At 63.6% G+C, this 25,774-nt stretch carries 24 protein-coding genes; 11 read left to right on the forward strand and 13 right to left on the reverse strand.

Annotation, left to right across the window (positions count from 1 at the left end; all coding sequences use genetic code 11):
* Position 1: 1 nt before the first annotated feature.
* From ACN0X7_RS04110 to ACN0X7_RS04130, 5 genes are all read right to left on the reverse strand, one after another.
* Positions 2 to 169 (reverse strand): hypothetical protein, encoded by a 168-nt coding sequence (locus tag ACN0X7_RS04110; RefSeq protein ID WP_417514395.1) that lies wholly within the window; start codon positions 167 to 169, stop codon positions 2 to 4.
* Positions 169 to 1,089, reverse strand: a complete 921-nt coding sequence (locus ACN0X7_RS04115; protein ID WP_417514397.1) for a heme o synthase — start codon at positions 1,087 to 1,089, stop codon at positions 169 to 171. The genes ACN0X7_RS04110 and ACN0X7_RS04115 overlap by 1 nt, the downstream gene beginning before the upstream one ends.
* Before the next feature lie 20 nt (positions 1,090 to 1,109).
* Entirely contained in the window at positions 1,110 to 2,729 is a 1,620-nt protein-coding gene (gene ctaD / locus ACN0X7_RS04120; RefSeq protein WP_417514399.1) for a cytochrome c oxidase subunit I, read from the reverse strand.
* A 23-nt stretch (positions 2,730 to 2,752) separates the two neighbouring features.
* Positions 2,753 to 3,571 carry a cytochrome c oxidase subunit II gene (gene coxB, locus ACN0X7_RS04125; protein ID WP_417514401.1) on the reverse strand — a complete coding sequence of 273 codons (819 nt, stop codon included), beginning with the start codon at positions 3,569 to 3,571 and terminating at the stop codon, positions 2,753 to 2,755.
* A gap of 157 nt (positions 3,572 to 3,728) precedes the next feature.
* The gene (locus ACN0X7_RS04130) at positions 3,729 to 4,232 is read right to left on the reverse strand and encodes a nuclear transport factor 2 family protein (protein WP_417514403.1); all 504 of its coding nucleotides are present in this window, start codon (positions 4,230 to 4,232) and stop codon (positions 3,729 to 3,731) included.
* Positions 4,233 to 4,474: 242 nt separating this feature from the next.
* Between ACN0X7_RS04130 and ACN0X7_RS04135 the strand changes: the two genes are divergently transcribed.
* Positions 4,475 to 5,626 (forward strand): acyl-CoA dehydrogenase family protein, encoded by a 1,152-nt coding sequence (locus tag ACN0X7_RS04135; protein WP_417514405.1) that lies wholly within the window; start codon positions 4,475 to 4,477, stop codon positions 5,624 to 5,626.
* A 30-nt stretch (positions 5,627 to 5,656) separates the two neighbouring features.
* A complete protein-coding gene (locus ACN0X7_RS04140) occupies positions 5,657 to 6,814 on the forward strand; it encodes an acyl-CoA dehydrogenase family protein (RefSeq protein ID WP_417514406.1) in 1,158 nt (385 codons plus the stop codon).
* A 274-nt stretch (positions 6,815 to 7,088) separates the two neighbouring features.
* Here the strand turns inward: ACN0X7_RS04140 and lpdA are convergent, their stop codons facing one another.
* The 7 genes from lpdA to ACN0X7_RS04175 form a co-directional block, all read right to left on the reverse strand.
* Complete coding sequence (lpdA, locus tag ACN0X7_RS04145) at positions 7,089 to 8,498, reverse strand: dihydrolipoyl dehydrogenase (protein ID WP_417514408.1); 1,410 nt, start codon at positions 8,496 to 8,498, stop codon at positions 7,089 to 7,091.
* A gap of 175 nt (positions 8,499 to 8,673) precedes the next feature.
* On the reverse strand, positions 8,674 to 9,960 hold the full coding sequence (gene odhB / locus ACN0X7_RS04150; protein ID WP_417514410.1) for a 2-oxoglutarate dehydrogenase complex dihydrolipoyllysine-residue succinyltransferase: 1,287 nt from the start codon (positions 9,958 to 9,960) through the stop codon (positions 8,674 to 8,676).
* 40 nt (positions 9,961 to 10,000) lie between these two features.
* Positions 10,001 to 12,916: a 2-oxoglutarate dehydrogenase E1 component gene (locus tag ACN0X7_RS04155; protein WP_417514412.1), complete on the reverse strand. Its 2,916-nt coding sequence runs from the start codon at positions 12,914 to 12,916 to the stop codon at positions 10,001 to 10,003.
* A gap of 84 nt (positions 12,917 to 13,000) precedes the next feature.
* Positions 13,001 to 13,876: a succinate--CoA ligase subunit alpha gene (gene sucD / locus ACN0X7_RS04160; protein WP_417514414.1), complete on the reverse strand. Its 876-nt coding sequence runs from the start codon at positions 13,874 to 13,876 to the stop codon at positions 13,001 to 13,003.
* Entirely contained in the window at positions 13,877 to 15,073 is a 1,197-nt protein-coding gene (sucC, locus tag ACN0X7_RS04165) for an ADP-forming succinate--CoA ligase subunit beta (RefSeq protein ID WP_417514416.1), read from the reverse strand.
* A gap of 149 nt (positions 15,074 to 15,222) precedes the next feature.
* The gene (gene mdh / locus ACN0X7_RS04170; protein WP_417514418.1) at positions 15,223 to 16,185 is read right to left on the reverse strand and encodes a malate dehydrogenase; all 963 of its coding nucleotides are present in this window, start codon (positions 16,183 to 16,185) and stop codon (positions 15,223 to 15,225) included.
* Positions 16,186 to 16,289: 104 nt separating this feature from the next.
* Positions 16,290 to 17,333 carry a TIGR00341 family protein gene (locus ACN0X7_RS04175; protein ID WP_417514420.1) on the reverse strand — a complete coding sequence of 348 codons (1,044 nt, stop codon included), beginning with the start codon at positions 17,331 to 17,333 and terminating at the stop codon, positions 16,290 to 16,292.
* Positions 17,334 to 17,437: 104 nt separating this feature from the next.
* Between ACN0X7_RS04175 and ACN0X7_RS04180 the strand changes: the two genes are divergently transcribed.
* From ACN0X7_RS04180 to ACN0X7_RS04210, 7 genes are all read left to right on the forward strand, one after another.
* Complete coding sequence (locus ACN0X7_RS04180; protein ID WP_417514422.1) at positions 17,438 to 18,163, forward strand: glycosyltransferase family 2 protein; 726 nt, start codon at positions 17,438 to 17,440, stop codon at positions 18,161 to 18,163.
* Positions 18,160 to 18,477 (forward strand): lipid-A-disaccharide synthase N-terminal domain-containing protein, encoded by a 318-nt coding sequence (locus ACN0X7_RS04185; protein ID WP_417514424.1) that lies wholly within the window; start codon positions 18,160 to 18,162, stop codon positions 18,475 to 18,477. The genes ACN0X7_RS04180 and ACN0X7_RS04185 overlap by 4 nt, the downstream gene beginning before the upstream one ends.
* 75 nt (positions 18,478 to 18,552) lie before the next feature.
* Complete coding sequence (locus ACN0X7_RS04190) at positions 18,553 to 18,903, forward strand: GIY-YIG nuclease family protein (RefSeq protein WP_417514426.1); 351 nt, start codon at positions 18,553 to 18,555, stop codon at positions 18,901 to 18,903.
* 7 nt (positions 18,904 to 18,910) lie between these two features.
* Positions 18,911 to 20,650, forward strand: coding sequence for an ArnT family glycosyltransferase (locus ACN0X7_RS04195; RefSeq protein ID WP_417514427.1), 1,740 nt, complete (start codon positions 18,911 to 18,913; stop codon positions 20,648 to 20,650).
* Positions 20,647 to 21,357 carry a phosphatase PAP2 family protein gene (locus ACN0X7_RS04200; RefSeq protein WP_417514429.1) on the forward strand — a complete coding sequence of 237 codons (711 nt, stop codon included), beginning with the start codon at positions 20,647 to 20,649 and terminating at the stop codon, positions 21,355 to 21,357. The genes ACN0X7_RS04195 and ACN0X7_RS04200 overlap by 4 nt, the downstream gene beginning before the upstream one ends.
* On the forward strand, positions 21,354 to 22,130 hold the full coding sequence (locus tag ACN0X7_RS04205; protein ID WP_417514431.1) for a phosphatase PAP2 family protein: 777 nt from the start codon (positions 21,354 to 21,356) through the stop codon (positions 22,128 to 22,130). The genes ACN0X7_RS04200 and ACN0X7_RS04205 overlap by 4 nt, the downstream gene beginning before the upstream one ends.
* Positions 22,131 to 22,220: 90 nt before the next feature.
* Positions 22,221 to 22,712, forward strand: coding sequence for an Lrp/AsnC family transcriptional regulator (locus ACN0X7_RS04210; RefSeq protein WP_417514433.1), 492 nt, complete (start codon positions 22,221 to 22,223; stop codon positions 22,710 to 22,712).
* A 3-nt stretch (positions 22,713 to 22,715) separates the two neighbouring features.
* On the opposite strand, the gene ACN0X7_RS04215 is transcribed toward ACN0X7_RS04210, so the two are convergent.
* A complete protein-coding gene (locus ACN0X7_RS04215) occupies positions 22,716 to 23,903 on the reverse strand; it encodes an MFS transporter (protein ID WP_417514435.1) in 1,188 nt (395 codons plus the stop codon).
* A 164-nt stretch (positions 23,904 to 24,067) separates the two neighbouring features.
* On the opposite strand from ACN0X7_RS04215, the gene ACN0X7_RS04220 reads away from it, so the two are divergent.
* On the forward strand, positions 24,068 to 24,565 hold the full coding sequence (locus ACN0X7_RS04220; RefSeq protein ID WP_417514437.1) for an invasion associated locus B family protein: 498 nt from the start codon (positions 24,068 to 24,070) through the stop codon (positions 24,563 to 24,565).
* Positions 24,566 to 24,621: 56 nt separating this feature from the next.
* Positions 24,622 to 25,743 (forward strand): 23S rRNA (adenine(2503)-C(2))-methyltransferase RlmN, encoded by a 1,122-nt coding sequence (gene rlmN / locus ACN0X7_RS04225; protein WP_417514439.1) that lies wholly within the window; start codon positions 24,622 to 24,624, stop codon positions 25,741 to 25,743.
* Positions 25,744 to 25,774 lie beyond the last annotated feature (31 nt).

Here is a 25,774-nt window from a genome sequence, read left to right on the forward strand (position 1 = left end):
GTCAGTTCCCGATCGTGTTGTTGAGGACGGGAATATTGCCTTCGCTCATCTTCGCCACCGAGCCGGCGAAGACGATCACCACAAAGCTGATCAGCGCCACCGCGACCGCGATGTTGCGGCCCTTCCGGCGGCGCGCCTCCTCGGGCGTCAGCGGCGTCATCTGATCCATCAGACGAGCCCTCCCAGATGCTCGATCCCCAGCAGGGCGAACAGCAGGAACAGGTACAGAATAGAGAAGCCGAACAGGCGGCGGGCATTGCGGAACTCACCCTGGGTATCGCGATGGACCGCGAGAGCCAGCGCAACGAACAGGCCGCCCGACAGCGCCGCGCCAGCGAGGTAGAGTTCGGCGGCAAACCCGAGCGCGTAGGGCAGCAGGGTGACCGGCACCAGAATCAGGGAATAGACCAGTATCTGGCGCCGCGTCGCGGGTTCACCGGCCACCACCGGCAGCATCGGCACCCCGACACGCGCATAGTCCTCGTTGCGGAACAGCGCCAGCGCCCAGAAATGCGGCGGAGTCCAGACGAAGATGATCGCGAACAGCGTCCAGGCTTCCAGCGAGAGAAGACTGCCCGTGACGGCAGCCCAGCCGATCACCGGCGGGAAAGCCCCCGCCGCGCCGCCAATCACGATGTTCTGCGGCGTCAGACGCTTCAGCCACATCGTATAGACCACGGCGTAGAAGAAGATGGTGAACGCCAGCAGTCCGGCCGCCGCAAGGTTGACCAGAAGCCCCATGGTCAGCACCGAAGCGACCGACAGGAACAGGCCAAACGCCAGCGCGTCGCCGGCGGTGACGCGGCCGGACGGGACCGGACGGTTGATCGTGCGGCTCATGGCGGCGTCGATGTCCGCGTCGAACCACATGTTGATGGCACCGGAAGCGCCGGCACCGACCGCAATGCAGATCACGGCGATGATCGCGGTGGCCGGGTGAATGCTGCCCGGCGCGGCCAGCAGTCCGATCAGGCTGGTGAACACGACAAGCGACATCACCCGCGGTTTCAGCAATGCGAGATAGTCTCCCGCACGCGCGTCCTGCGTGCGGGGCACATCCCGTTCGGCTGAGAAAGTGATGTCGCTCATCTGTCTGTACCCGGCCCTGCTCAGCCCTGCTGCCGTTCGGTCACGGCAGGCAGGTCCTCGTACTGATGGAACGGCGGCGGTGACGGCAGCTTCCATTCCAGCGTGGTCGCACCTTCGCCCCACGGATTGTCGCCGACGACGCGCTTCTTCATGAAGGCCTCGATGACGCCGTAGAGGAACACCAGCACCGCGAACCCGGCGAGGTAGGCACCGTAGGAAGAGACCTCGTTCCAGCCCGCATAGACGTCCGGATAGTCCGGAATACGCCGCGGCATCCCCTGGAGGCCCAGGAAGTGCTGCGGGAAGAACAGCAGGTTCACACCGATGAAGGTGACCCAGAAGTGCAGCTTGCCGATGAATTCCGAGTACATGTAGCCCGTCATTTTCGGGAACCAGTAGTACCAGGCCGCGAAGATCGCGAACACGGCCCCCATGGACAGCACGTAATGGAAATGGGCCACGACGTAGTAGGTGTCGTGCATGTAGTTATCCAGGCCGGCATTGGCGAGCACCACACCCGTCACGCCACCCAGCGTGAACAGAAAGATGAAGCCGATGGCCCAGATCATCGGAGTCCGGAGACTGATGGAACCGCCCCACATGGTGGCGATCCACGAGAAGATCTTCACACCCGTCGGCACCGCGATGACCATGGTCGCCGCCGTGAAATAGGCGCGCGCATCCAGGCTGAGCCCCACCGTGTACATGTGGTGCGCCCAGACGATGAAACCGACCACGCCGATCGCGACCATGGCATAGGCCATGCCCAGATAACCGAACACCGGCTTCTTGGAGAAGGTCGAGACGACATGGCTGATGATGCCGAAGGCCGGCAGGATCAGGATGTAGACTTCCGGATGGCCGAAGAACCAGAACAGGTGCTGGAACAGGATCGGATCGCCGCCGCCGGCGGCATCGAAGAACGCGGTGCCGAAGTTGCGGTCCGTCAGCAGCATGGTGATGGCACCGGCCAGAACCGGCAGCGACAGCAGCAGCAGGAACGCCGTCACCAGCACCGACCATGCGAACAGCGGCATGCGGTGCATGGTCATGCCCGGCGCGCGCATGTTGAAGATGGTGGTGATGAAGTTGACCGCGCCCAGAATGGACGACGCACCGGCGATGTGCAGCGAGAGGATCGCGAAATCCATCGCCATGCCGGGGTGGCCCGTGTTCGCCGAGAGCGGCGGATAGATCACCCAGCCGGCACCCACGCCGTCGCCGCCCGCCGGTCCCGGCACCATGGTCGAGATCAGCAGCAGCAGCAGGGCCGGCGGCAGCAGCCAGAACGAGATGTTGTTCATGCGCGGGAACGCCATGTCCGGCGCACCGATCATCAGCGGCACGAACCAGTTGCCGAACCCGCCGATCAGCGCGGGCATGACCATGAAGAAGATCATGATCAGACCGTGACCCGTGATCAGCACGTTGAACAGGTGGTGGTCGCCGCCCAGGATGCCGTTGCCCGGATCCTGAAGCTCCATGCGCATCAGCATCGACATGGCGCCGCCGATGATCCCCGCGATGATCGCGAAGATCAGGTACATCGTGCCGATGTCCTTGTGGTTCGTCGAATAGACGTACCGCTTCCAGCCCTTCGGGTTGCCGTGCGAATCGACTGACTTACCGAGATAGCTCATTCCGCTGCCTCCTGCTGCTCTGATTAACGGCGCGAGGCGTTGGCGACTTTGACGTCGCTTTCCGCCGCACCGAATTCCACCTTGGCCGTCTCGACCCAGGCAGCGAATTCATCCTTGCTCACGACCTTCACCATGATGGGCATGAAGCCGTGATTGCGCCCGCACAGTTCCGAGCACTGGCCGTAGTACATGCCGGTTTTCTCGAAATAGATGGGCAGTTCGTTCAGGTGACCGGGCCAGCCGTCGACCTTGCCGCCGGTGGCGGGCAGCGCCCAGCTGTGCCCCACGTCCGCAGCCGTGACGATCACGCGGATCTTGGTCTGAACCGGCAGAACCACCGCATTGTCCGTCGCCAGCAACCGCGGTTCGCCTTCGGCAAGTTCACTCTCTTCCTTCATGATTGCCTCGAAGGAAAAACCGCCGTGATCGGGATACTCATAGCCCCAGTACCACTGATAGCCCGTGGCCTTCAGGGTCATCTCGGCGTCATCGACCTCGTGCGTGTTGATCAGCAGCTTGAACGACGGAATGGCGATCACCAGCAGGATCAGGATCGGGACCACCGTCCAGACGACCTCGATAAAGGTGTTGTGGCTGGTCTTCGATGGCGTGGGGTTCCGCTTTTCGCTGAAGCGCACCATCACCCAGATGAGCAGGCCCAGCACGAACAGGGTGATGGCCGTGATGATCACCAGCAGGATATCGTGAAAGTCGATCATCTCCTGCATCAGGGGAGAGGCAGAATCCTGCATGCCCAGGCCCCAGGGTGCCCCTTGTCCAAGCTCGGCGAACGCCGGAGCAGATATCGTCATGAACGCCGCAATAGCGAGAATCAGCCGCATGATTTTCGTTCCGATCTCAAGTCAGATAGTTTCAGTGCGTGCCGAGATTCACAGCCCGCGCATGTTCTTATAACTGTGCCGGAACCTACCGGCCAACGCCAGCGGGCCACAGGGGCGATAATGTCGCAACGCCCGCATTCAAGTGCGGCATTCGCGATCACGTTTCATCGCGGTCCATGGCAGTTTGTCCTTCTGTATGCGATGCGGCATCCGGTCGGTTGCGCAACTCCCGCGCCCACTTCCGGCTCTTGGACTGCATCAGTTCAGGCGGGATGCCCAGTTGAACCATGGCCGCCGCGCCGTTCGCGGTCTCCCTGTAGGTGCGGATCAGGCCGTCATCGTCGAATTCGAAGATCGACGTGCCTTCCAGTAGCACGTGATTGCCCGCATAGGCCGGCATGGTCGATTCGAAGCTGAAATAGTAGCGGGCATAGCCGATCCTGCCGTCGCAGACGGGGTCGATCATCTGCCATCTGAAATCTTTTGCATCGCCCCAGAAGTGGCTGTTCAGCATGCGGCCGATGGACTCGCGCCCCGTGAACGCGCCGTAGATATAGTCGTGATAGGTGCCATCCTCGGCGAACAGGGCCCCCAGCCCCTCCCCGTCGTTTGCTTCCACCGCGTCCGTGAACCGCTTCAGCACGGCATCGAAATCGAGCATCTCTTGCCTCCCAACGTCTCCCGGCGGAGAGTATGCCCGAACCGGGGTCACGATGGCGAGACGGTTGGCGGACACTGAAACGAAACGGGTCTGCCCCGCGCGCCGAAGGCTTCAGGATGAGAACAGGTTTGAATCCGTTTGTGCGAACGGATGCGAACAAACGAGCATTTTCAAGCGGGCATCACCGAATCGCACGCGGGTGATTCGGTGATGCCCGCAGAAGGTCCGGGGAGGGACTGACCATGATATTTCGCGATCCGATCCAGATGACCGAGGAAGTCGGCATGCTGCGCGACACCGTCCGGCGGTTCGTCGCCGATGAAGTGAAGCCGCAGGGCGATGCCTGGGAGGATGCCGGCCGGTCACCGAAGTCGGTGCTGAAGAAGCTGGGCGATCTGGGGATGCTCGGCATTCGCTACGACGAGAAATACGGCGGTTCGGACATGGACACGCTGGCGACCGTCGCATTGCACGAGGAACTGGGCCGCTCCACCTTCGGCGGCTTCCACGCGATGGTTTCGGTGCACACCGACATGGCCTCGCCCCATCTCGACCGCTACGGCACGGATGAACAGAAGGATCGCTACATGCCCGACATCGTCGCGGGCAACATCCTGACTGCCGTCGCGGTTTCGGAACCCGGTGCCGGGTCGGATGTCGCCGGCATACAGACGAAGGCGGTGCGCGACGGCAACGGCTGGCGGCTGAACGGGCGGAAGATCTTCATCACCAACGGGGCGACCGCCGACGTGCTGTTCGTCGGTGCCAAGACCGACACGTCGGTCAAGGGCAGCCGCGGCATCTCCATCTTCATCGTCGAGCGCGACACACCGGGTTTCGAGGTGGCGCGCACGCTGGACAAGACCGGCTGGCGATCATCCGATACGGCCGAACTGGTGTTCGAGGATGCGAAGCTGCCGGGCGACGCCCTGCTGGGCACCGAGAACCGGGGCTTCTACGCCATCATGGACAATTTCCAGAACGAACGACTGACCCTGGGCGCGGCGTCGGTCGGCATGGCCATGGAAGGCATCGAGCAGACCCTGGACTGGGTGAAACAGCGCACCGCCTTCGGCGCACCGCTGTGGGAGAAGGGTGCGATCCGCCAGCGCCTGGCCAGGGCCGCGTCGGAGGTGGAGGCCGCACGGCAACTGGTCTGGCACGCGGCCTGGCTGGATGCGAAGGGCGAGGACTGCGTCCGCGAGGTGTCAATGGTGAAGGCGCTGACGGGCGAGATGGTCAACAGGGTGCTGTATGAATGCACCCAGTTCTTCGGCGGCATGGGCTTCATGCGCGAGAACCCGGTGGAGCGCATGTATCGCGACGCCCGCGTGATGTCGATCGGCGGCGGCGCGTCGGAGGTCATGCTGGAAGAGGTCGCCAAGCGGCTGTAGTCTCCTGCCCGTTCAGGGGAGGACAGGCACATGGAATTCGGATTCAACGAGGAACAGCAGGCGTTCCGCGACACGGCACGGCGGTTTGCCGCCGAGAAGCTGTTGCCGCGCTATCAGGACCGTGAGCGCGAAGGCCGGTTCGAGGACGGGCTGCTGACCGACATGGGCGCCCTCGGATTGCTGGGTGCCGACCTGCCGTCGGACTATGGCGGATCCGATATCGACAGCGTCACCGCCGGCATGCTGATCGAGCAGATCGGCTGGGGCGACCTGAGCGTGTCCTATGTGCCGCTGCTGACGTCGCTGCTCGGCTATATCGTCTCGCAGCATGCGACGCCGGATCTGAAGAATGCCTGTCTGCCGAAGATCATCTCGGGCGAGGAGATCATCGCCCTGGGCCTGACCGAGCCGCGCGGCGGATCGGACGCGGCGAACCTGACCTGCAAGGCCGAGCGCACTAATTCGGGCTATGTGCTGAACGGCGAGAAGACCTCGATCTCCTGCGCGGCACAGGCTGACTGGATCATCGCCATGGCGCGCACCAGCGGCGAGGCGGACGGCGCGCGTGGCGTGACCGGCTTTCTGGTGCCGATGAACGCGGATGGCGTCAGCACATCGACCTTCGACGACGCCGGCGGCGTTGCCGTGGGACGCGGCTCCGTCTTTTTCGACAATGTGAAGGTCGGAGACGACCAGCGCCTTGGTGCCGAAGGCGCGGGCTTCAAGGAAGTGATGGCCGGTTTCGACTATTCCCGCGCCCTGATCGGACTGCAGGTGATCGGCTGCGCCAAGGCCTCGGTCGAGGAAACCTGGGAATGGGTGCAGCAGCGCGAGGCCTTCGGACACCCCATCGCGAAATATCAGGGCGTGACCGAACCGCTGGCCGTGGCCGAGACCAAGCTGCGGGCGGCGGAACTGCTCTGCTACCAGACGCTCTGGCTGCGCGATCAGGGCATGAAGCACACGGCGGAAGCCGCCATGTGCAAGTGGTTCGCGCCGCAGACCGCCTTCGAGAGCGTGCATCAGTGCCTGCTGCTGCACGGCCATTCCGGCTACGACAAGAGCCTGCCGCACCAGCAGCGCCTGCGCGACATCATGGGTCTGCAGATCGGCGATGGCACGGCGCAGATCCAGAAGATGATCATCGCCCGTGAGAAGATCGGCAAGGTGGCCGTGCCCTACGCCTGACGCCGGCGGCGGCCCGTTGCGAGCGCTCGCCCCCTTGTGGAGCGCGCATCTGCCTGGCCCTGCATCGGGTCATCCACGCTTGCGCCACTGGTGCCGGATCTGGATTCGGGCACGTTCCGGGGGCCGATCGGCATGTACGCCACGTCGGATGCGATCGGTGGTCAGGTGTCCCCGAACCGGCAATGGAACTCATGCGGTCATCCCCGCCTTGCGCGGGGATCCGGCTGGTGCATCAAAAGACGAATGCCCCCGGTCCGCAGCTATCTGTCGGCAGCTACATGTTGATCGTGCGTTTGTGCACGGCCAGCGCCGCTTCCTTGACCGCCTCGTTCAGGGTCGGGTGCGCGTGGCACATGTGGCTGATCTCGGTCGCGGTCGCGCCCAGTTCCATCGCGGCCAGCGCCTCGTGGATCAGGTTGCCCGCATCGGGTCCGATGATGTGGACGCCCAGCACGCGGTCGGTTTCCTTGTCGGCCAGGATCTTGACCATGCCGTCCTTCTCACCGATGGAGCGGGCACGGCTGTTGGCTGAAAACGGGAACTTGCCCGAATTATAGGCGGTGCCGGCTTCCTTCAGCTGCTCCTCGGTCTTGCCGATCGAGGCGATCTCGGGCCAGGTGTAGACCACGCCCGGCACGTGATCATAGTTGATGTGACCCGGCTCGCCGGCCAGATAGTCGGCGACGACGACGCCCTCGTGTTCGGCCTTGTGGGCCAGCATCGGTCCGGGGATCACGTCGCCGATGGCGAAGATGTTCGGCGCGGAGGTCTGGAAGTGTTCGTTGACCTCGATGAATCCGCGTTCAGTCTCGATGCCGACATTCTCCAGCCCCAGCCCGTCCGTGTAGGGCCGGCGGCCGACGGACACCAGCACGACCTCGGCGGTCAGCGTTTCCTCGTCACCGCCCTTGGCAGGCTCGACGGTCAGCTTGACCTGGGTCTTCTGCTTCTCCGCGCCGGTGACCTTGGTGCCCATCCTGAAGCTGATGCCCTGCTTGTCGAAGATCACCTTGCTGCGTTTGGAAACCTCGCCGTCCATGCCGGGCATGATGCGATCCAGGAATTCGACGACGGTCACCTCGGCACCCAGACGCCGCCAGACCGAGCCAAGCTCCAGCCCGATATAGCCGCCGCCAATGACGATCAGGCTTTTCGGCACCTTCTTCAGATCCAGCGCGCCGGTGGACGAGATGATCTGTTTCTCGTCGATCTCGACATTGGGGATGTTGGCCACATCCGAGCCAGTCGCGATCAGGATGGTGTCGGTCTTCAGTGTCTGCTTCTTCTTGCGGCCGCCCGGTGCAACCTCGACAGTTTCGCCGTCGACGATCTTGCCCGTGCCGGTGATGTATTCGACCTTGTTCTTCTTGAAGAGCCCCTCGATGCCGTCGGTCAGGGTGGTGACGACCTCGTCCTTGCGGCCCAGCATGGTCTTCAGGTCCAGCTTCGGCGTCGCCTTGATGCCGTGGTCGGCGAAATGCGTCCCGGCCTCTTCATAGAGGTGCGAACTCTGCAGCAGGGCCTTCGACGGAATGCATCCGACGTTAAGGCACGTACCGCCCAGCCGCCCGCGCTTCTCGACACAGGCGACCTTCAGACCGTTCTGTGCGGCGCGGATGGCGGCAACATAGCCGCCCGGCCCGCCGCCGATGATGACAAGGTCGTAGCGATTTTCATCAGACATGGTCGCTTCCCATTTCCAGTTCAGATGCCTGCTGGTCGCACCTGACACTCCTTGTTGTCATCCCGGCCTTGTGCCGGGATCCGGTTATGGCGTTTACGGGAGCACTGCGGCTACCAGACCCCGGCGCAAGGCCGGGGCGACACCACGAGAGGCGTCAACGCACTGCGAACTCATCTCAAAGGTCGAGGATCAGGCGGCGCGGGTCTTCCAGCGCTTCCTTGACCTTCACCAAGAACAGCACGGCCTCCCGGCCATCGATGATGCGATGGTCGTACGACAGCGCCAGATACATCATCGGCCGCAGCTTGATCTCGCCGTTCACTTCCATCGGACGCTTCTGGATCTTGTGCATGCCCAGGATGCCGGACTGCGGCGGGTTCAGAATCGGCGTCGACATCAGCGAACCGTAGACACCGCCGTTCGAGATCGTGAAGGTCCCGCCCTGCAGGTCATCCAGTCCCAGCTTCCCGTCCCGGGCGCGCGTGCCCAGATCGTTGATCGTGCTTTCGATCCCGGCGATGGACTTCTGGTCCGCATCGCGCACCACCGGCACCACCAGCCCGTTGGGTGTGCCGACGGCGACACCGATATGGTAGTAGTTCTTGTAGATGATGTCGGTTCCGTCGATCTCGGCATTGACCGCAGGCAGTTCCTGCAGGCCGGCGATGCAGGCCTTCACGAAGAAGCCCATGAAGCCCAGACGCGCACCGTGCTTCTTCTCGAACGCTTCCTTGTAGGTCGAACGCAACGCCATGACCTCGGTCATGTCCACCTCGTTGAAGGTGGTCAGCATGGCGGCGGTGTTCTGCGCTTCCTTGAGCCGCCTGGCAATGGTCTGGCGCAGGCGCGACATGCGCACGCGCTCCTCGCGATCCTCCTCGGGGCGCGGGCCGTCGGAACCCGGCACATCGACCGGGGCCGACGAAGCGGTGCCCTGGCGTTCGGCCTTCTTCGCGCGTCCCTCGGCGATGGCGGCGGCGACATCGGCGCGGGTGATACGGCCATCCTTGCCGGTGCCGGCAATGCCGGAAAGGCTGACGCCCTTGTCATCGGCCAGCGCCTTCGCGGAATCCATGACCGGCGCGTCCGGCTGCGGCTGCGCCTTCGGCTTCTCGTCGGCCTTGGGTTTCGAGGCATCCTTCTTCTCCGCGTCGGGCTTCTTCTCTTCCTTCGCGGGCGCGTCTTCGGACTTCTTCGGCGCAGTTTCGGATTTCTTGCCTTCCGCCCCTTCCTCGATCGTGCAGAGCAGCGCGCCGACCTCGACGGTGGCACCTTCCTCGGCGATGATCTCGGCCAGCGCGCCGGCTGCGGTCGCATTGACCTCCAGCGTCACCTTGTCGGTTTCCAGTTCGCAAAGCGGATCATCGATGGCCACGGCATCGCCCGCCGCCTTGAACCATTGCCCGACGGTCGCTTCGGAGATGGATTCGCCCATGGTGGGCACCTTGATTTCGACAGCCATGTCTCGCCCTTTTTCTAGGGGGTAATTCGGATTCGTGCGCTCAGAATTCCTGCCTGGTCAGCACTGCGGCATCGCCGGTCAGCGCCTTGCAGCACAGGATGTCCTGCTCTTTCTTGTGGATGCTGTTCAGACCGGTGGCGGGCGACGCACTCGGCGGACGTCCGGCGTACAGCGGCCGTTTCACCTTCTTCATCTCGGCCATCCGGAAACAGGCCTCAAGCCAGTTCTGGACGAACAGCCAGGCCCCCATGTTCTTGGGTTCTTCCTGACACCAGATCACCTTGTCGACATGCGCGTAGGGCTTCAGTTCCTCGACCAGCGCTTCGGTGGGGTAGGGATACAGCTGCTCGATGCGCAGGATGTGCACATCGTCGGCACCCAGTTCCTCGCGCTTGTCATACAGGTCGTAGAAGACCTTGCCGGAACAGAGGATCAGGCGTTTGGCCTTCTTCTTGTCGCTCGGCAGGGTGTTTTCATAGAGCACGCGATGGAAGGACGACCCGGTCGCCATGTCGTCCAGCGTCGAGACGCAGCCCTTGTGCCGCAACAGCGACTTTGGCGTCATCAGGATCAGCGGCTTGCGGAACTCACGGTGAATCTGACGCCGCAGAATGTGGAAGTAGTTTGCCGGCGTCGAACAGTTGGCGACCTGCATGTTGTCTTCGGCGCAAAGCTGCAGATAACGCTCCAGCCGGGCCGAACTGTGTTCCGGCCCCTGCCCCTCGAACCCGTGCGGCAGCAGCATGACGAGCCCGCTCATCCTGAGCCACTTGGCCTCACCGTTGGACAGGAACTGGTCGATGATGACCTGCGCGCCATTGGCAAAATCGCCGAACTGCGCCTCCCAGAGCACCAGCGCGTTCGGTTCGGCCAGGCTGAAGCCGTATTCGAAGCCCAGAACCGCCGCTTCCGACAGCATCGAATCGATGACTTCGTAGGGGGCCTGGTCGTCCGAGACATTGGCCAGCGGGATGTAGCGTTCTTCGGAATTCTGATCGACCAGCACCGAATGCCGCTGGCTGAAGGTGCCGCGGCCGGAGTCCTGGCCGGAGAGCCGCACGGGAACCTTTTCCATGACCAGCGCGCCGAAAGCCAGCGCCTCGGCGGTTGCCCAGTCGATGCCCTCACCGGTCTCGAACATCTTTTGCTTCGCCGCCATCTGACGCTTGATGGTGCGATGTGCATTGAAGTCGTCGGGAATATGGGTCAGCCGGGCGCCGATCTCCTTAAGCTTCTCCATCGGGACAGCCGTTTCGCCCCGACGGTCGCCCAGCGGCGCCACGCCCAGACCGGACCAGCGGCCTTCCAGCCAGTCGGCCTTGTTGGGCCTGTAGGAATTGCCCGCCTCGAACTCCTCTTCCAGAAATTCGCGGAAGCCGGACACCATCTCGTCGGGCTCGTCTTCCTTCAGCACGCCTTCCTCGACCAGCGCACGCGCGTAGATCTGCCGTGTGGTCGGATGCGAGGCGATCTTGCGGTACATCTGCGGCTGGGTGAACGACGGCTCGTCACCTTCGTTGTGGCCATGGCGGCGATAGCAGAACATGTCCAGCACCACATCGACGCCGAACTCCTGGCGGAACTCGGTCGCGATCTTGGCGGCGTGCACGACGGCCTCGGGATCGTCGCCGTTCACGTGCAGGATCGGTGCGGCGACCATCTTGCCGACATCCGACGGATAGGGTGAGGAACGCGAATATTTCGGACTGGTCGTGAAACCAATCTGATTGTTGACGATGATGTGGATCGTGCCGCCCACCGCATAGCCCTTCAGTCCGGAAAGGCCGAAGCATTCCGCGACCATGCCCTGCCCCGCGAAGGCGGCGTCGCCGTGCAGCAGCAGGGGCAGAACCTTGTGCGAGCTGTCCGGACCGAGCTGGCGGATCTTCGCACGTGCCTTGCCCAGAACCACCGGATCGACCGCCTCCAGGTGCGACGGGTTCGCGGTCAGCGACAGGTGAACCTTGTTGCCGTCGAATTCCCGGTCCAGCGAGGTGCCGAGGTGATATTTCACATCGCCCGACCCCTGAACGTCGTCGGGCTTGGCGGCATTGCCCTGAAACTCCGAGAAGATCGCGCGGAAGGGCTTGCCCATCACGTTGGTCAGCACGTTCAGGCGGCCGCGATGCGGCATGCCCAGGATGATTTCCTGCACGCCCAGCTGGCCGCCGCGCTTGATGATCGCCTCCATGGCCGGCATCAGGGCCTCGCCACCGTCCAGCCCGAACCGCTTGGTGCCGGTGTACTTGACGTTCAGGAAGCTTTCGATGCCCTCGGCTTCGGTGATCTTGTTCAGGATCGCCTTCTTGCCCATCAGGGTGAAGGTCACATCCTTGTCGGGGCCTTCCATGCGGTGCTGGATCCAGGACTTCTGTTCCGGAGACTGGATGTGCATGTACTCGACGGCCAGCGTGCCGCAATAGACCTTCTGCACCACCTCGATGATCTCGTTCATGGTGGCCATTTCCATGCCCAGCACATTGTCGAGAAAGATCGGGCGGTCCATGTCAGCTTCGTCGAAGCCGTAGGTCTTCGGATCGAGTTCCGGATGCGGCTGCGGCTTGTCCAGTCCAAGCGGATCCAGATTGGCCTTCAGATGTCCGCGCACGCGATAGGCGCGGATCATCATCAGGGCACGCAGGCTGTCGAGCGTCGCGGCCCGGGCTTCATCGGAATCCGCCGAGCCGCCCTTCTCGATCGCCTGGGCACCGGCCTTGATCGCCGGTCCCAGGATCTCGTAGGGATCATCCGCCGTCAGCGCGCCGTTCCTTGCGCCCCAGCTTGCACCGCCGGTCGCCCGTTCGATGGTTTCGAGGTCGTCGCCGAGGCTGCCGAAGAATTCCGACCAGCTTGGATCCACGGAAGACGGATCGGCGAGATATTTCTCGTACAGCCCTTCGATGAAGACCGAATTGGTGCCGTTCAGAAAAGCGGCCGCTAGATCCTGTGAGCCCATCTGTATCTCGGCGCGGGGCTTTCCCCCGCGTCCCTTCTGTCTGTTGTCTCAGGGGCGGGTAGCACGCTCAGACTTTACAGCCCCTTAACCCTTCAGCTTCTCCACCAGCGTCGTCCCGAGCGCCGAAGGCGACGGCGAGACCGAAATCCCGGCAGATCGCATGGCGTCCATCTTGTCTTCGGCACCGCCCTTGCCGCCGGCGATGATCGCCCCGGCATGGCCCATGCGACGGCCCGGAGGCGCGGTCACACCGGCGATGAAGCCGACGACCGGCTTCTTCACCTTCGACTTCTTCAGGAACTCGGCTGCCTCTTCTTCCGCGGTGCCGCCGATCTCGCCGATCATGATGATGCTTTCGGTCTCGTCGTCGCCGAGGAACAGGTCCAGGCAGTCGATGAAATTGGTGCCGTTCACCGGATCGCCGCCGATGCCGATGCATGTGGTCTGACCCAGCCCGGCAGCGGTGGTCTGTGCCACCGCCTCATAGGTCAGCGTACCCGACCGCGAGACAATGCCGACGGTGCCCCGACGATGGATGTGGCCCGGCATGATGCCGATCTTGCATTCGTCCGGCGTGATGACGCCGGGGCAGTTCGGGCCGATCAGACGGCTTTTCGACCGCTGCAGCGCCGCTTTGACCTTGACCATGTCCAGCACCGGAATGCCTTCGGTGATGCAGGTGATCAGCTCGATCTCGGCATCGATGGCTTCCAGGATCGCGTCCGCCGCAAACGGCGGCGGGACATAGATCACGGATGCATTCGCGCCGGTGCGTTCCTTCGCATCGGCCACCGTGTTGAAGACCGGCAGGCCCAGATGTTCCGTGCCGCCCTTGCCGGGGCTGGTGCCGCCGACCATCTTGGTGCCGTAGGCGATCGCCTGTTCCGAATGGAAGGTGCCCTGATTGCCGGTAAAGCCCTGGCAGATGACCTTCGTGTCCTTGTTGACCAGAACTGCCATTTATGCGGCCTCCTTCACGGCCTTGACGACCTTTTCCGCTGCATCGCCGAGATTGTCGGCGGCGACGATGGTCAGCCCCGACTCGGCCATGATTTTCTTGCCCTGCTCGACATTGGTGCCTTCCAGACGAACCACAAGGGGCTTGTCCAGTTCGACCTCGCGCGCAGCGGCAACCACACCCTCGGCGATCACGTCACAGCGCATGATGCCGCCGAAGATATTCACCAGAATGCCCTTCACGTTGGGATCGGACAGGATGATCTTGAAGGCCTCGGTGACCTTCTCCTTCGTCGCGCCGCCGCCCACGTCCAGGAAGTTGGCCGGTTCGGAGCCATACAGCTTGATGATGTCCATGGTGGCCATCGCCAGGCCCGCGCCGTTCACCATGCAGCCGATCTCGCCGTCCAGCTTCACATAGTTCAGATCGTATTCCGAGGCTTTCACCTCCATCGGATCCTCTTCGGTCACGTCGCGCAGTTCGGCCACGTTCTTGTGGCGGAACAGGGCGTTGTCGTCGAAGTTCATCTTCGCATCCAGCGCGATGACCTCGCCCCCGCCGGTCACGACCAGCGGGTTGATCTCCACCAGGCTGGCGTCCAGATCGACGAAAGCCTGATACAGCGCCATGATGAATTTCGTGGCCGATTTCACCTGATCGCCTTCCAGGCCCAGGAAGAACGCGATCTTGCGCGCGTGAAAGCCGGAGATGCCGGCCACCGGATCGACCCGCACGTGGATCAGCTTCTCCGGGCTGTTCTCGGCCACTTCCTCGATGTCCATGCCGCCCTCGGCGGAGGCCATGAAGGTGATCGAACTGGTGCCCCGATCCAGCAGCACCGACAGGTACAGTTCCCGGGCGATGTCGCAGCCATCCTCGATATAGAGGCGCTGAACTTCCTTGCCCGCCTCGCCGGTCTGCTTGGTGACCAGGGTCTGGCCCAGCATTTCCTCGGCGTTCTTGCGGACCTCGTCGACCGACTTGGAGACGCGCACGCCGCCCTTGCCGTCGGGGTCCGACTTGAAGTGGCCGGCACCGCGACCGCCCGCGTGAATCTGGGATTTGACGACCCAGACCGGGCCGCCCAGTTCTTCCGCGGCCTCGACCGCTTCGTCCACCGTCAGGGCCGGATGGCCCTTCGGGGTTGCGACGCCATACTGCCGAAGCAGGGCCTTCGCCTGATATTCATGAATGTTCATTGTGTGATGCGGTTCCGAATCTGGTTCCGAGACAAAGAAATCCGGTCGCGACGCTTCTTTGCCGCAACCGGATCGTTAACCTAAAGCCGTCGTCGGTCAGGTGCAATGCGTCAGTCTGCGTCACACCCGGATCGACACGCCTCACGTGGTCACGCCAGGCTGGGATCGATTCCCTTGCAGGCATCGACCAGACCGCGCACGGCGTCGACGGACTTGTCGAAACCGGCCTTTTCCTCGTCGTTGAGGTTGATTTCGACCACGCGTTCGACACCGTCGGCCCCGATCACCACCGGCACGCCGACGTACAGATCATCGACACCGAACTGGCCGTCCAGATAGGCGGCGCAGGGCAGCACGCGCTTCTGGTCGCCCAGATAGGCCTCGGCCATCTGGATCGCGGCGGTCGCCGGGGCGTAGAAGGCCGAGCCGGTCTTCAGCAGGCCGACGATCTCGGCACCACCGTCGCGGGTGCGCTGCACGATCTGGTCCAGCTTGTCCTGGCTGATCCAGCCCATCTCGACCAGGTCGGGCATCGGGATGCCGGCCACCGTGGTGTAGCGGGTCGACGGCACCATGGTGTCGCCATGACCGCCCAGCACGAACGCCGTGACATCCTCCACCGAGACGTCCATGGCTTCGGCCAGGAAGAAGCGGAAACGGGCCGAATCCAGCACGCCGGCCATGCCGACGACCTTGTTCTTCGGCAGGCCGCAGGCCTTCTGCAGCACCCAGACCATCGCATCCAGCGGATTGGTGATGCAGATGACGAAGGCGTCGGGGGCGTATTTCTTGATGCCCTCGCCGACCTGGCCCATCACCTTGATGTTGATGCCCAGGAGGTCGTCGCGGCTCATGCCCGGCTTGCGCGCGACACCGGCGGTCACGATGATCACGTCCGCACCCGCAATGTCGGCATAATCCTGCGTGCCCGACATCCCGGCGTTGAAGCCTTCGACCGGCGCGCTTTCGGCCAGATCCAGCGCCTTGCCCTGCGGCAGTCCCTCGACGATGTCGAAGACGACAACGTCGCCCAGTTCCTTCATCGCGGCCAGATGCGCCAGCGTGCCGCCGATGTTGCCGCCGCCAATGAGAGCGATTTTCTTACGGGCCATGTCTTTCCCCTTCCGGTCGAAGATTGAATGTCGTTCCGCCGCTTTCTATGACGCCGCACGCCGCTTGTCACCCGTTACCGGAGCCGCAGGACGTTGTACCGGCGTCAATTCGAATTCTGTCTCAACTGCTCGATATTCAACTCCTCCCCGACGTTCGAATTGAAGATGATGATCAACGCCAGCCCGATCAGCAGCCCGGCCCATATGCCCATGTTGATGCGGGTGGACCATTTCGCCTTCTCGGCCTCGAACCAGGTGCGGGGGCGAATGCCTTTCGCGCGAAAAACGACCTGCGCCGACAGGTTCACACAGACCACATTGACGGCCAGCAGCAGCAGCGCCTCCGCGGCCAGGGCGAACTGCTGCCAGCCCAGCAGGATCCCCACCGTCGCCGCGGGCGGCAGCAGCGCCACCGCCACCATGACGCCCACCAGCGTCGCCGACAGTCCCGTCGTCAGCGACAGGGCGGCGGCGGACCCGGAGGCGAGCGCAACCGCGATGGAGCTGAGGTTGACCGACGTGCGCGACAGCAACTCCTCGGAGTCCAGGTTGATCTCGAACAGCAGCCCGATGCCGATGCTGAAGGCCAGGGTCAGCGCGACACCGACCGCGTTGGTCATCATCGCCTTGCGGATCATCTCGAAATCGCCGACTGCCGAACCGAAGGCCAGCGCCAGATTCGGACCCAGAAGCGGTGCGATCACCATGGCACCGATCACGACGGCCACATTGTCTTCCATCAGGCCGATGGTGGCGACCACCGCCGAGAGCGCTACCAGCAGGCCGAAATTCTTGTCGAGTTCGGCACCTCTCGCAATCTGGTTGCCCAGTTCTTCCCGGCTCAGGCCGCCGGTGATGCGCTTCTTCTTGGCTTTCTCGGTGTCGTGCTTGTCCTCGTCCAGCATCGGCAGGGTCGCCTCGACCGGCAGGATGATGATCCGCCAGTTCGCCGTGGTCGACAGCGTCATCTGCAGCGCGTCCAGCAGCTTCTGGCGATCCAGCGTGCCACAGGCGATCCGGACGACACGCCGCCCGTCGTCGGTCAGCGCCCCGACGATGACGTCGTCGGCACCGCTGGCCTGACTGAGACTGCGAATGCGCTCGGTCTGGCGATCTTCGGCGATGACTTCAATGATGCGTGCGGTCAATTCGGTTACTCCGGACGGATAACGCGTGCCGTCTGCCGCGTTGCAGCATTGGACGTCGCCGCCCAAATCTGGCATAGGCGGCGCGTCTGTCCAAACGGTATGCCATGACAAATTATGCCGTCGTGATCCCAGCCATGAACGAAGCCGGCAATATCGGCGCACTGGTGCGGGAAATTCACGACCTGCTCGAAACGGATCCGCCAGCCGAGATCATCGTCATCGACGATGGCTCCGATGACGCCACGCCCGCAGAACTGCAGGCCACCATGGCCGACGTGCCAATGCTGCGCGTGCTGCGCCACGATGTGCGGTCGGGCCAGAGCGCGGCGGTGCGGTCCGGTGTCCGAGCCGCACGGTCGGAAATCATCGTGACCATGGATGGCGACGGTCAGAACCCACCCGCCGACATTCCGGACCTGCTGGCGGCGCTGGCGAAGAGTCCGGATGCCGAGCCCGCCCTGGTCAACGGCTGGCGCAAGGGCCGAAAAGCGACGGGCAGCCGCAAGTTCGCCAGCCGGTTCGCCAACGCGGTCCGGCAATGGGCCCTGAAGGACGACTGCCCCGATTCGGGTTGCGGTCTGAAGGCCTTCTGGCGGGAAAACTATCTGCAACTGCCGTTCTTCGCGACCATGCATCGGTTCATGCCCGCCACGTTCGGGCTCTATGGACGGACGACGCAGATGGTGGAGATCGGCGACCGCGACCGCTCGACCGGCAGTTCGAAATACACCAACTGGAAGCGCGGTCTGGACGGGGCGTTCGATCTGCTCGGTTTCATATGGCTGCGCAAGCGCACACGGAACCCGAAGGCCACCGAGGTCACGCGATGATCGAGACCGTGACCGAATGGTGGGGCCGCATGACCGGGATCGAAGCCTGGCTTCTGATCTTCGGTCTGATCGCGCAGTCCATGTTCTTCATGCGGTTTCTGGTGCAGTGGATCGTCTCGGAAAAGGCCAAGCGATCGGTCGTGCCGGAGATGTTCTGGTACTTCTCGATCTGCGGCGGCGTCCTGATGTTCATCTATGGTGTACTACGGGAAGATCCTGTGCTGATGCTTGGGCAGTCGACCGGCATCTTCATCTACGCACGCAACCTCTATTTCATCTGGCGCGAGAAACGCCGGTTCCCGGGCGCGGACTGAGGCACCGAAAGGTTTGTCATCCCCGATCACGCCGCCGGCGGGACTCGGGGATCGGTTGGTGAGTAAGCTGTACGTATGAAGTATTACTACGTCTATCTCCTCACCAACGCGAAATACGGTGCGTTCTACGTCGGAATGACGTCCGATCTCGTCCGAAGGTGTCAGCAGCATTGCGCCGGCATTCCAAACTCCTTCACAAACCGCTACAGCATCAAACATCTCGTCTGGTACGAAACACATGCTGAATTTGACAACGCTGTACGTCGTGAGAAAAGGATCAAACGGTGGACACGCGCACAGAAATTCGACGCCATCGAGGCGCTCAACCCGGAATGGCGCAACCTCGCCAAATCCCATGGCGGTACTGCGTTGACAGAGTGTCCTCACGTACCCGATCCCCGTGTTTGCTGCGCAAAACGGGGATGACCACGTCTTGGCGGTTTTTCGTATGACCCCGGCATCCCTCATAGACCGGATCGGAGAATGGCCTGCAACATGGCGGTACGGTCTTCTGACCCTGATCGCGCTGGCCTTTTTCCTGCCGGGATTCGCAACCTTGCCGCCGATCGATCGGGACGAGAGCCGGTTTGCGCAGGCGTCGAAACAGATGATCGAAACCGGCGACTTCATCGACATCCGCTTTCAGGACGACCCCCGTCACAAGAAACCCGCCGGCATCTACTGGATGCAGGTCGCCGCGGTGAAGGTCACGGGCGCGGTCGACAGCATCTGGGCGTACCGCATCCCGTCGCTGGTCGGCGCGGTTGCCGCGGTGGTGCTGACAGCGGCCATCGGTAGCATGCTGTTCGGGACCGGTGTCGGGTTCGTTGCGGGTGTGATCATGGCGGCATCGGTGCTGCTGAATGTCGAGGCCCGAACCGCGAAGACCGATGCCATGCTGCTGGCCGCGACCATGGCCGCACTGGCCTGTCTGATCCGGGTCTGGCAGCAGCGATCGCGACCGATGGCGAGCGCATATGGCTTCTGGGGCGCACTAGGTCTTGGCTTTTTGATCAAGGGCCCCCTGATCTTTCTGCCGGTTGTCGGGTTCGTTGCGGCCGCAAGCTGGCGCGAACGGGACCTGCGCTGGCTCGGGCGCCTGCGCCCGCTGACCGGCGTGTTTCTGTTCCTGCTGATCGCGGCACCCTGGTACATTGCAATCACGGTCATTTCCGATGGCGGGTTTTTCGCCGAATCCGTCGGCAAGGACCTGGTCGCCAAGGTGGCCAGCGGTCAGGAAAGTCACGGTGCGCCGCCCGGTCTCTACCTGGTACTGGCCCCGGTGACCTTCTGGCCGTTCTCGCTGCTGGGTCTGCTGGCGTTGCCATGGATCTGGCGCAACCGGAAGCGCGCTGAGGTCTGGGTCCTGCTCGGCTGGGTATTGGTCACTTGGGTCGTCTTTGCCCTGACGCCGACCAAGCTGGCGCACTACATCCTGCCGGCCTATCCGGCGCTGGCCATCCTGGCCGCCGCAGCCCTGTACGAATTTCAGACGCGCGACCGGACCTTCCTGCATGGCAATGGCCTGGGCGAACTGATCAGCTCATTCAGGAACCCGGCAAAGTTCTTTTCAGAGGCGGGCTTCACACTGGCGCTGGGTGTTTGGAGCATCATCACGCTGGCGTTGGCCTTCGCCATGCCGGGTCTGGTCATGAACACCGGGCTCACCGGTGTCGACCCGTTCTGGTTCTCCGGCGTGATTCTTCTGCCGGTGATCTGGGCGGGATGGCGGATCGCCGGATCCGCCCGCGCATCGGCGCGGCATCTGGTCGTCATTCTGGTCGGAGCCTTGCTGTTCTCCGGCATCGTCTTCGGCCGGTTCTTGCCGAACTTCGAGCCCGTGTTCATTTCACCCCGTCTGGTCGGAATGCTGCCCGTAATGGAAGGCTGCGACCGCCCGAAGCTCGCCAGCGCCGGGTTCAATGAACCCAGCCTGGTCTTCCTGACGGACACGCGGACCCGTCTGGTCGGCGGCGCGGCGACGGCGGATCATCTGGCGTCGGAACCGCGGTGCGGCGTCGCGGCAGTCGAGACCCGTCAGCGGCAGCCCTTCCTTGACCGGGTGGCGGAGACCGGCCAGAAGGTGCAGGCCGTCGGCGCGCTCGACGGTTTCAACTACGCCCGGGGCAAACGCTTGCTGATCACGCTCTACATCGCGGACCCTTCGCCATGACCGGCAATCCCCTTGCCGAGGCGGGCGCGCGCCGCCGCACCGAGACCGAAGGCCGCTATCTCACACGCTGGCAGATCGCCCTCTACGAAGCGATCCTGATCAGCGCGGTGGTCGGCTCGGCGTGGTTCGACCTGTGGCTTTCGCGCCTGATGATCGAAGGCGAAAGCGTGATCTTCGACGTGCTGCGCGGGTTCGAGGACATGGGCGACAGCCAGTGGTTTCTGGTCACGGCAAGCTGCTGGATGCTGGGCTGCCTGATGCTGCTGCGGTTGACCGGCAGGCCGGAAACAAGGTTGCGGCTGCACTGGCTGATCCGGGGGCAGGCCTACCTGATCGCCTGCATCGCCCTTTCCGGCATTCTGGCCAACATCTTCAAGATCATCTTCGGGCGTGCGCGACCGTCGCATCTTGACGCCGGGCTGACTGCGGACTGGTCGCTGTTCGCCTTCAACTGGGGCTGGCAGTCGTTTCCGTCCGGACATACGACCACCCTGTTCACCGCCGCGTTCGCGCTGGGCGTCCTGTTTCCGAAGGCACGGCTGTTCCTGTTCGGATGCGCGGTTCTGGGCGGACTGGGGCGAATCGCCATCGGCGCGCATTTCCTGTCGGACGTGATTGCCGGCGCCGCGCTTGGCACGTTCACGGCCTGGTGGCTGCAGCGCTTTCTGGCCCGGCGCAGCGCACCTGTCGGACCCTTCCCCGCATGAGCGCGCCGGTCACCGGACTGACGCGGATGCGCGACATCTGCATCGCGGCCGCGCTGTTTCTGGCCCCGATCGCCATCTTCTTTCCCATCGATCATTGGGTCGCCAGCCTGTTCTACGAAGGCAACGGCTCGTTCTGGCTGACGAAAAGCTGGGTCGGCACCGCGTTCCACGACGTGCTGCGGCCCATGTTCTACTGGGTGCTGATCGGCGGTGTGGTCGTGCTGGCCATCCGCAGTGCCCGCCAGCAGGCGCACATCGGACTGACGATCCGGCGCGTGATCTATGTCGCCGCCGTGATCGGCATCGGCCTGGGCCTGGTAACCAACAACATCCTGAAGGACCGGTTCGACCGTCCGCGTCCGATGCACACCGTCGAATTCGGCGGTGACAGGAAATATCAGCCGCCGATCCTGCCCGCCACAGGCTGCGAGCGGAACTGTTCCTTCGTTTCGGGCGATGCCGCAGCAGGCTTTGCCATGGTCGCGATCCCGATCGCCTTCGCGTCCGGGCGCAGGCGCCGGAAGCTGATCCGGGTGGCCCTCTGGTTCGGCGTCGCGGTCGGATCGATGCGCATGATGAACGGATCGCACTATTTCTTCGACGTCATCTACGCCGGTCTGATCAATGTCGGCATCGCGGCGGCACTCTATCGCCCGATGATCGAAACGCGCATGCGCCATGTGAAGGCGATCCCGGCCCGTCTTCGCTCAGGCTGCGCCCGCGCGTTGTCCGGCACGCAGAGGCTCTGGCGCTGGCTGCGCGGGCCGCAGTGACCGCCGCATTTCCCGATACCGAATGAGCAGTTGCGGTTTCGGCGTTCGCGAAATAATGTTGCGCGAATCTTCCCCGGAGCTTTCCAGAACATGCAGCGTGTAAAACTCGACGACATCGACCGGCGCATTCTCGCGGACCTGCAGAAGGATGGCCGGATGACGAATGTCGAACTGGCCCGCCGCGTCGGCATTTCCGCGCCGCCCTGCCTGCGCCGGGTGCGGGCCCTGGAGGAAGCCGGCTACATTCGCGGCTATCACGCCGATATTGCGCCGGAACTGCTCGGCTTCGGTGTCACCGTGTTTGCGATGGTGGGACTGGAGAACCAGTCGGAGGCGGATCTCAACGCATTCGAGGACCGGGTGCGCAACTGGCCGCTGGTGCGCGAATGCACGATGCTGGCCGGCGAGATCGACTTCGTGCTGAAGGTGGTGGCGAAGGACTGGGAAGCCTACCAGCATTTCCTGACGACCGAGCTCACCGCCGCGCCGAATGTCAGCCACGTCAAGACGTCGCTGGGCATCCGTCAGTCCAAGTATGAGCCCGGCGTTCCCGTGGAGCTGGCTGAAACGCCGCCGGTCTGATCATCAGGGCACCGGCTTGCGGGCGAAAACGGCCGCGGCACCGATCAGCGCCGTGATCGCCAGTCCGCCATAGGCCAGGCCGTACCCGTCCGCATCGACGGCAAGGCCGAACAGGGCCGGTCCGACCACCAGTCCGAAATAGGTGCAGAAGACCGTGGCGCCCGTCGCCGCGGCGATCTTCTCGTGCGGCACGATCCGGGCGACCTCCGCCAGATAGACGCCGTTCCAGCCCGCCGCCGCCGCGCCGCACAGCCCCGCGACCATCAGAACCACCGGAAACGATGTACCGCCATCGACCTGCGCCAGCAGGGTGATCCCGACGGCCGTCACCACGCCGAAGGCCGCCAGCAGCGGACGCGGACGCCGCCAGCGGTCGTTGACCCAGCCCGCGACGATGCGCATGGCGAAACTGGCGCCCTGCATCACGGCATAGGCGACGCCGGCATCGATCAGGGTGAACCCGGCCTGCTCGGTCAGGAAGATCACGGTGTAGGTGAACATGATCATCTGCCCGGCCCCGTAGGCGAACGCCGTGAACGAGATGAACGGCAACAGCGGGTGCGCCTTCATGCCCTCCAGCGGGATGACGTCGCCGAACCGGACCTGCAGCGGCTGTTTCGGCTGTGTGCGTTCGATGTCCAGTAGGATGCGCCATGGCTGGACCAGCACGACGGTTGCTCCCGTCAGGACCAGCACGAAGGCCAGTGCGACCTGCCAGCCGAACGCCGCCTCCAGCAGCGGCAGACACAGGCCGACCAACGCGCCGCCGATGGGCACGCCGGACTGCTTGATCGAGAAGTAGAGGCCGCGCCGGGCGGGTGGCGTGTGCCGCGCCAGCAGCAGCGAACCGCCCGGCGCGTTCGGCCCGTACCCCAGCCCGATCACCAGCGCCCCGGCCAGCGCCACCCACCAGCTTTGCAGCAACAGCGCCGCCAGACCGGCAGCCGACAGCAGCAATCCAACCTGCGTGAGGCGGACCGGGCCGCTGCGGCTGATGAAGATGGCCGCCAGAGGGGAGCCGAACATGGCGCCGAAGAATGTCACCGCGCCGAACAGCCCGATCCCCGCTTCATCCAGCCCGAGCGACGGCGGCAAAGCCGGGGCCAGCACGGCCGTCGTCATGAACAGCGCGGCCGCCACCGACTGCAGCAGAAGCGTGACGCCCAGTGCTGTATTGGGTCTGGTCTGCACCGTGGCGGAACCTTTCTGACGGGGATCGAACGCCGATCGCACAGCATGTACCGCCAGACAGCTGCGCCGACAAATGCGCAAATTCGGTGATACCTGCCCTTATTGCCCAGCGCGTCTGGAAATTGCCGCATTCGGCCTCTATGTTCGCTGTCATGAAAAAGGCAGTGACATTGACAGTTGCCGCGGTGCTGACGCTTCTTTCCGGAGCCGCACTGGCGCAGAACGCCCCGCAGACCATCGGCGAATTCCGCGACTGGTCTGCCTGGGTCTATCGCAGCGGATCCAGCAAGGTCTGCTACATCACCTCAACACCGAAGACATCGCTGCCCAAAGGTGCGAACCGGGGCGACATACATTTCTATGTCTCGCATCGTCCCTCCCAGGGTGTGAAGGGGGAGGTTTCGATGATTCTCGGCTATCCGTTCGCCGAGGGCGAGGAAGCGATCGCGCGCATCGGATCGGCCGAGTACGGCATGCGTACCGACGGCGAGCGCGCCTGGACCGCCGATCCGGACGATGATTCGAAACTGGTGCGATCCATGAAGGCCGGACGGGACATGCGCGTCGAAGGCAAGTCGCGACGGGGCACGAAGACCACCGACACCTATTCACTGCTGGGGTTCACGGCCGCCTACGGTGCCATCACCAAGGCCTGCCAGTGATCGATCAGCATACGCAAGCGGCCATCGCCCCCGAAGTCCGGGCGTCCGACCGTCCGATGGCAGACGGTTTTGATGCCCGACCCAATCTGATCGGCATGGACCGTGACGACATCGCCGCCGCCCTTCTGGATGCGGGCGAGGACGCCTCGAAGGTCCGGATGCGCGCGAACCAGCTTTTCCACTGGATCTATTACCGCGGTGCGCGGGACTTTTCGGAGATGACATCGATCTCCAAGGCCTGGCGCGCCGACCTGCACGAACGCTTCCGCATCGGGCGGCCCGAGGTCAGCAGCTATCAGCAGTCGGAAGACGGCACGCGCAAGTGGCTGATGCGATTCGCCGACGGGCACGAGGCCGAGACGGTCCACATCCCCGAGGCAGATCGCGGTGCGCTGTGCGTCTCCAGTCAGGTCGGCTGCACGCTCACCTGTTCGTTCTGCCATACGGGCACGCAGAAACTGGTGCGCAACCTGACCGTCGGCGAGATCGTCGCCCAGATGCTGGTGGCCCGCGACACCATCGGCGAATGGCCGAGCCCCAGGGGCGAGCGGATGATCTCCAACATCGTCATGATGGGCATGGGCGAGCCGCTGCTGAACTATGAGAACGTGGCCAAGGCCCTGAAGATCGTGATGGACGGCGAAGGCATCTCGCTGTCGAAACGCCGCATCACCCTGTCGACATCCGGTGTCGTGCCCCTGATCGAACGCTGCGGGCGCGAGCTTGAGGTCAATCTGGCGATCTCGCTGCACGCGGTGAACGACGAACTGCGCGACGTGCTGGTGCCGATCAACCGCAAGCATCCGATCCGCGAACTGCTGGACGCCTGCCGGACGTATCCCGCCGCCAACAATGCGCGCCGGATCACATGGGAATATGTCATGCTGGACGGCATCAATGACAGCCCGGCCGAGGCACGCGAACTGGTGCGGCTGATCAAGGGCATTCCGTCCAAGGTCAATCTGATACCGTTCAATCCGTGGCCCGGTGCGCCCTATGCGTGTTCGAAGCCCGAAGCGATCGAGAAATTCGCGAAAATCGTGAATGACGCCGGATATTCCAGCCCCGTGCGCACCCCGCGCGGCCGGGACATCATGGCCGCCTGCGGACAGCTGAAGTCCGCCAGCGAACGCGGCCGCCGCGAGAAGACAGGCGCCGCCGAGATCGTTCAGGCCTGATTGTCCGGAAAGGGGCCCGTTGCGATGAGAA

This window comes from Minwuia sp. (assembly GCF_048263705.1).
In the GTDB taxonomy this organism is placed as follows: Bacteria; Pseudomonadota; Alphaproteobacteria; order Minwuiales; family Minwuiaceae; genus Minwuia.

Bases quoted from the DNA above. Each gene is read 5' to 3' on its own strand.
- ACN0X7_RS04110 (WP_417514395.1), bottom strand. From the start codon at position 169: ATGGATCAGATGACGCCGCTGACGCCCGAGGAGGCGCGCCGCCGGAAG.
- ACN0X7_RS04115 (WP_417514397.1), bottom strand. From the start codon at position 1,089: ATGAGCGACATCACTTTCTCAGCCGAACGGGATGTGCCCCGCACGCAG.
- ctaD (WP_417514399.1), bottom strand. From the start codon at position 2,729: ATGAGCTATCTCGGTAAGTCAGTCGATTCGCACGGCAACCCGAAGGGC.
- coxB (WP_417514401.1), bottom strand. From the start codon at position 3,571: ATGCGGCTGATTCTCGCTATTGCGGCGTTCATGACGATATCTGCTCCG.
- ACN0X7_RS04130 (WP_417514403.1), bottom strand. From the start codon at position 4,232: ATGCTCGATTTCGATGCCGTGCTGAAGCGGTTCACGGACGCGGTGGAA.
- ACN0X7_RS04135 (WP_417514405.1), top strand. From the start codon at position 4,475: ATGATATTTCGCGATCCGATCCAGATGACCGAGGAAGTCGGCATGCTG.
- ACN0X7_RS04140 (WP_417514406.1), top strand. From the start codon at position 5,657: ATGGAATTCGGATTCAACGAGGAACAGCAGGCGTTCCGCGACACGGCA.
- lpdA (WP_417514408.1), bottom strand. From the start codon at position 8,498: ATGTCTGATGAAAATCGCTACGACCTTGTCATCATCGGCGGCGGGCCG.
- odhB (WP_417514410.1), bottom strand. From the start codon at position 9,960: ATGGCTGTCGAAATCAAGGTGCCCACCATGGGCGAATCCATCTCCGAA.
- ACN0X7_RS04155 (WP_417514412.1), bottom strand. From the start codon at position 12,916: ATGGGCTCACAGGATCTAGCGGCCGCTTTTCTGAACGGCACCAATTCG.
- sucD (WP_417514414.1), bottom strand. From the start codon at position 13,876: ATGGCAGTTCTGGTCAACAAGGACACGAAGGTCATCTGCCAGGGCTTT.
- sucC (WP_417514416.1), bottom strand. From the start codon at position 15,073: ATGAACATTCATGAATATCAGGCGAAGGCCCTGCTTCGGCAGTATGGC.
- mdh (WP_417514418.1), bottom strand. From the start codon at position 16,185: ATGGCCCGTAAGAAAATCGCTCTCATTGGCGGCGGCAACATCGGCGGC.
- ACN0X7_RS04180 (WP_417514422.1), top strand. From the start codon at position 17,438: ATGACAAATTATGCCGTCGTGATCCCAGCCATGAACGAAGCCGGCAAT.
- ACN0X7_RS04185 (WP_417514424.1), top strand. From the start codon at position 18,160: ATGATCGAGACCGTGACCGAATGGTGGGGCCGCATGACCGGGATCGAA.
- ACN0X7_RS04190 (WP_417514426.1), top strand. From the start codon at position 18,553: ATGAAGTATTACTACGTCTATCTCCTCACCAACGCGAAATACGGTGCG.
- ACN0X7_RS04200 (WP_417514429.1), top strand. From the start codon at position 20,647: ATGACCGGCAATCCCCTTGCCGAGGCGGGCGCGCGCCGCCGCACCGAG.
- ACN0X7_RS04205 (WP_417514431.1), top strand. From the start codon at position 21,354: ATGAGCGCGCCGGTCACCGGACTGACGCGGATGCGCGACATCTGCATC.
- ACN0X7_RS04210 (WP_417514433.1), top strand. From the start codon at position 22,221: ATGCAGCGTGTAAAACTCGACGACATCGACCGGCGCATTCTCGCGGAC.
- rlmN (WP_417514439.1), top strand. From the start codon at position 24,622: ATGGCAGACGGTTTTGATGCCCGACCCAATCTGATCGGCATGGACCGT.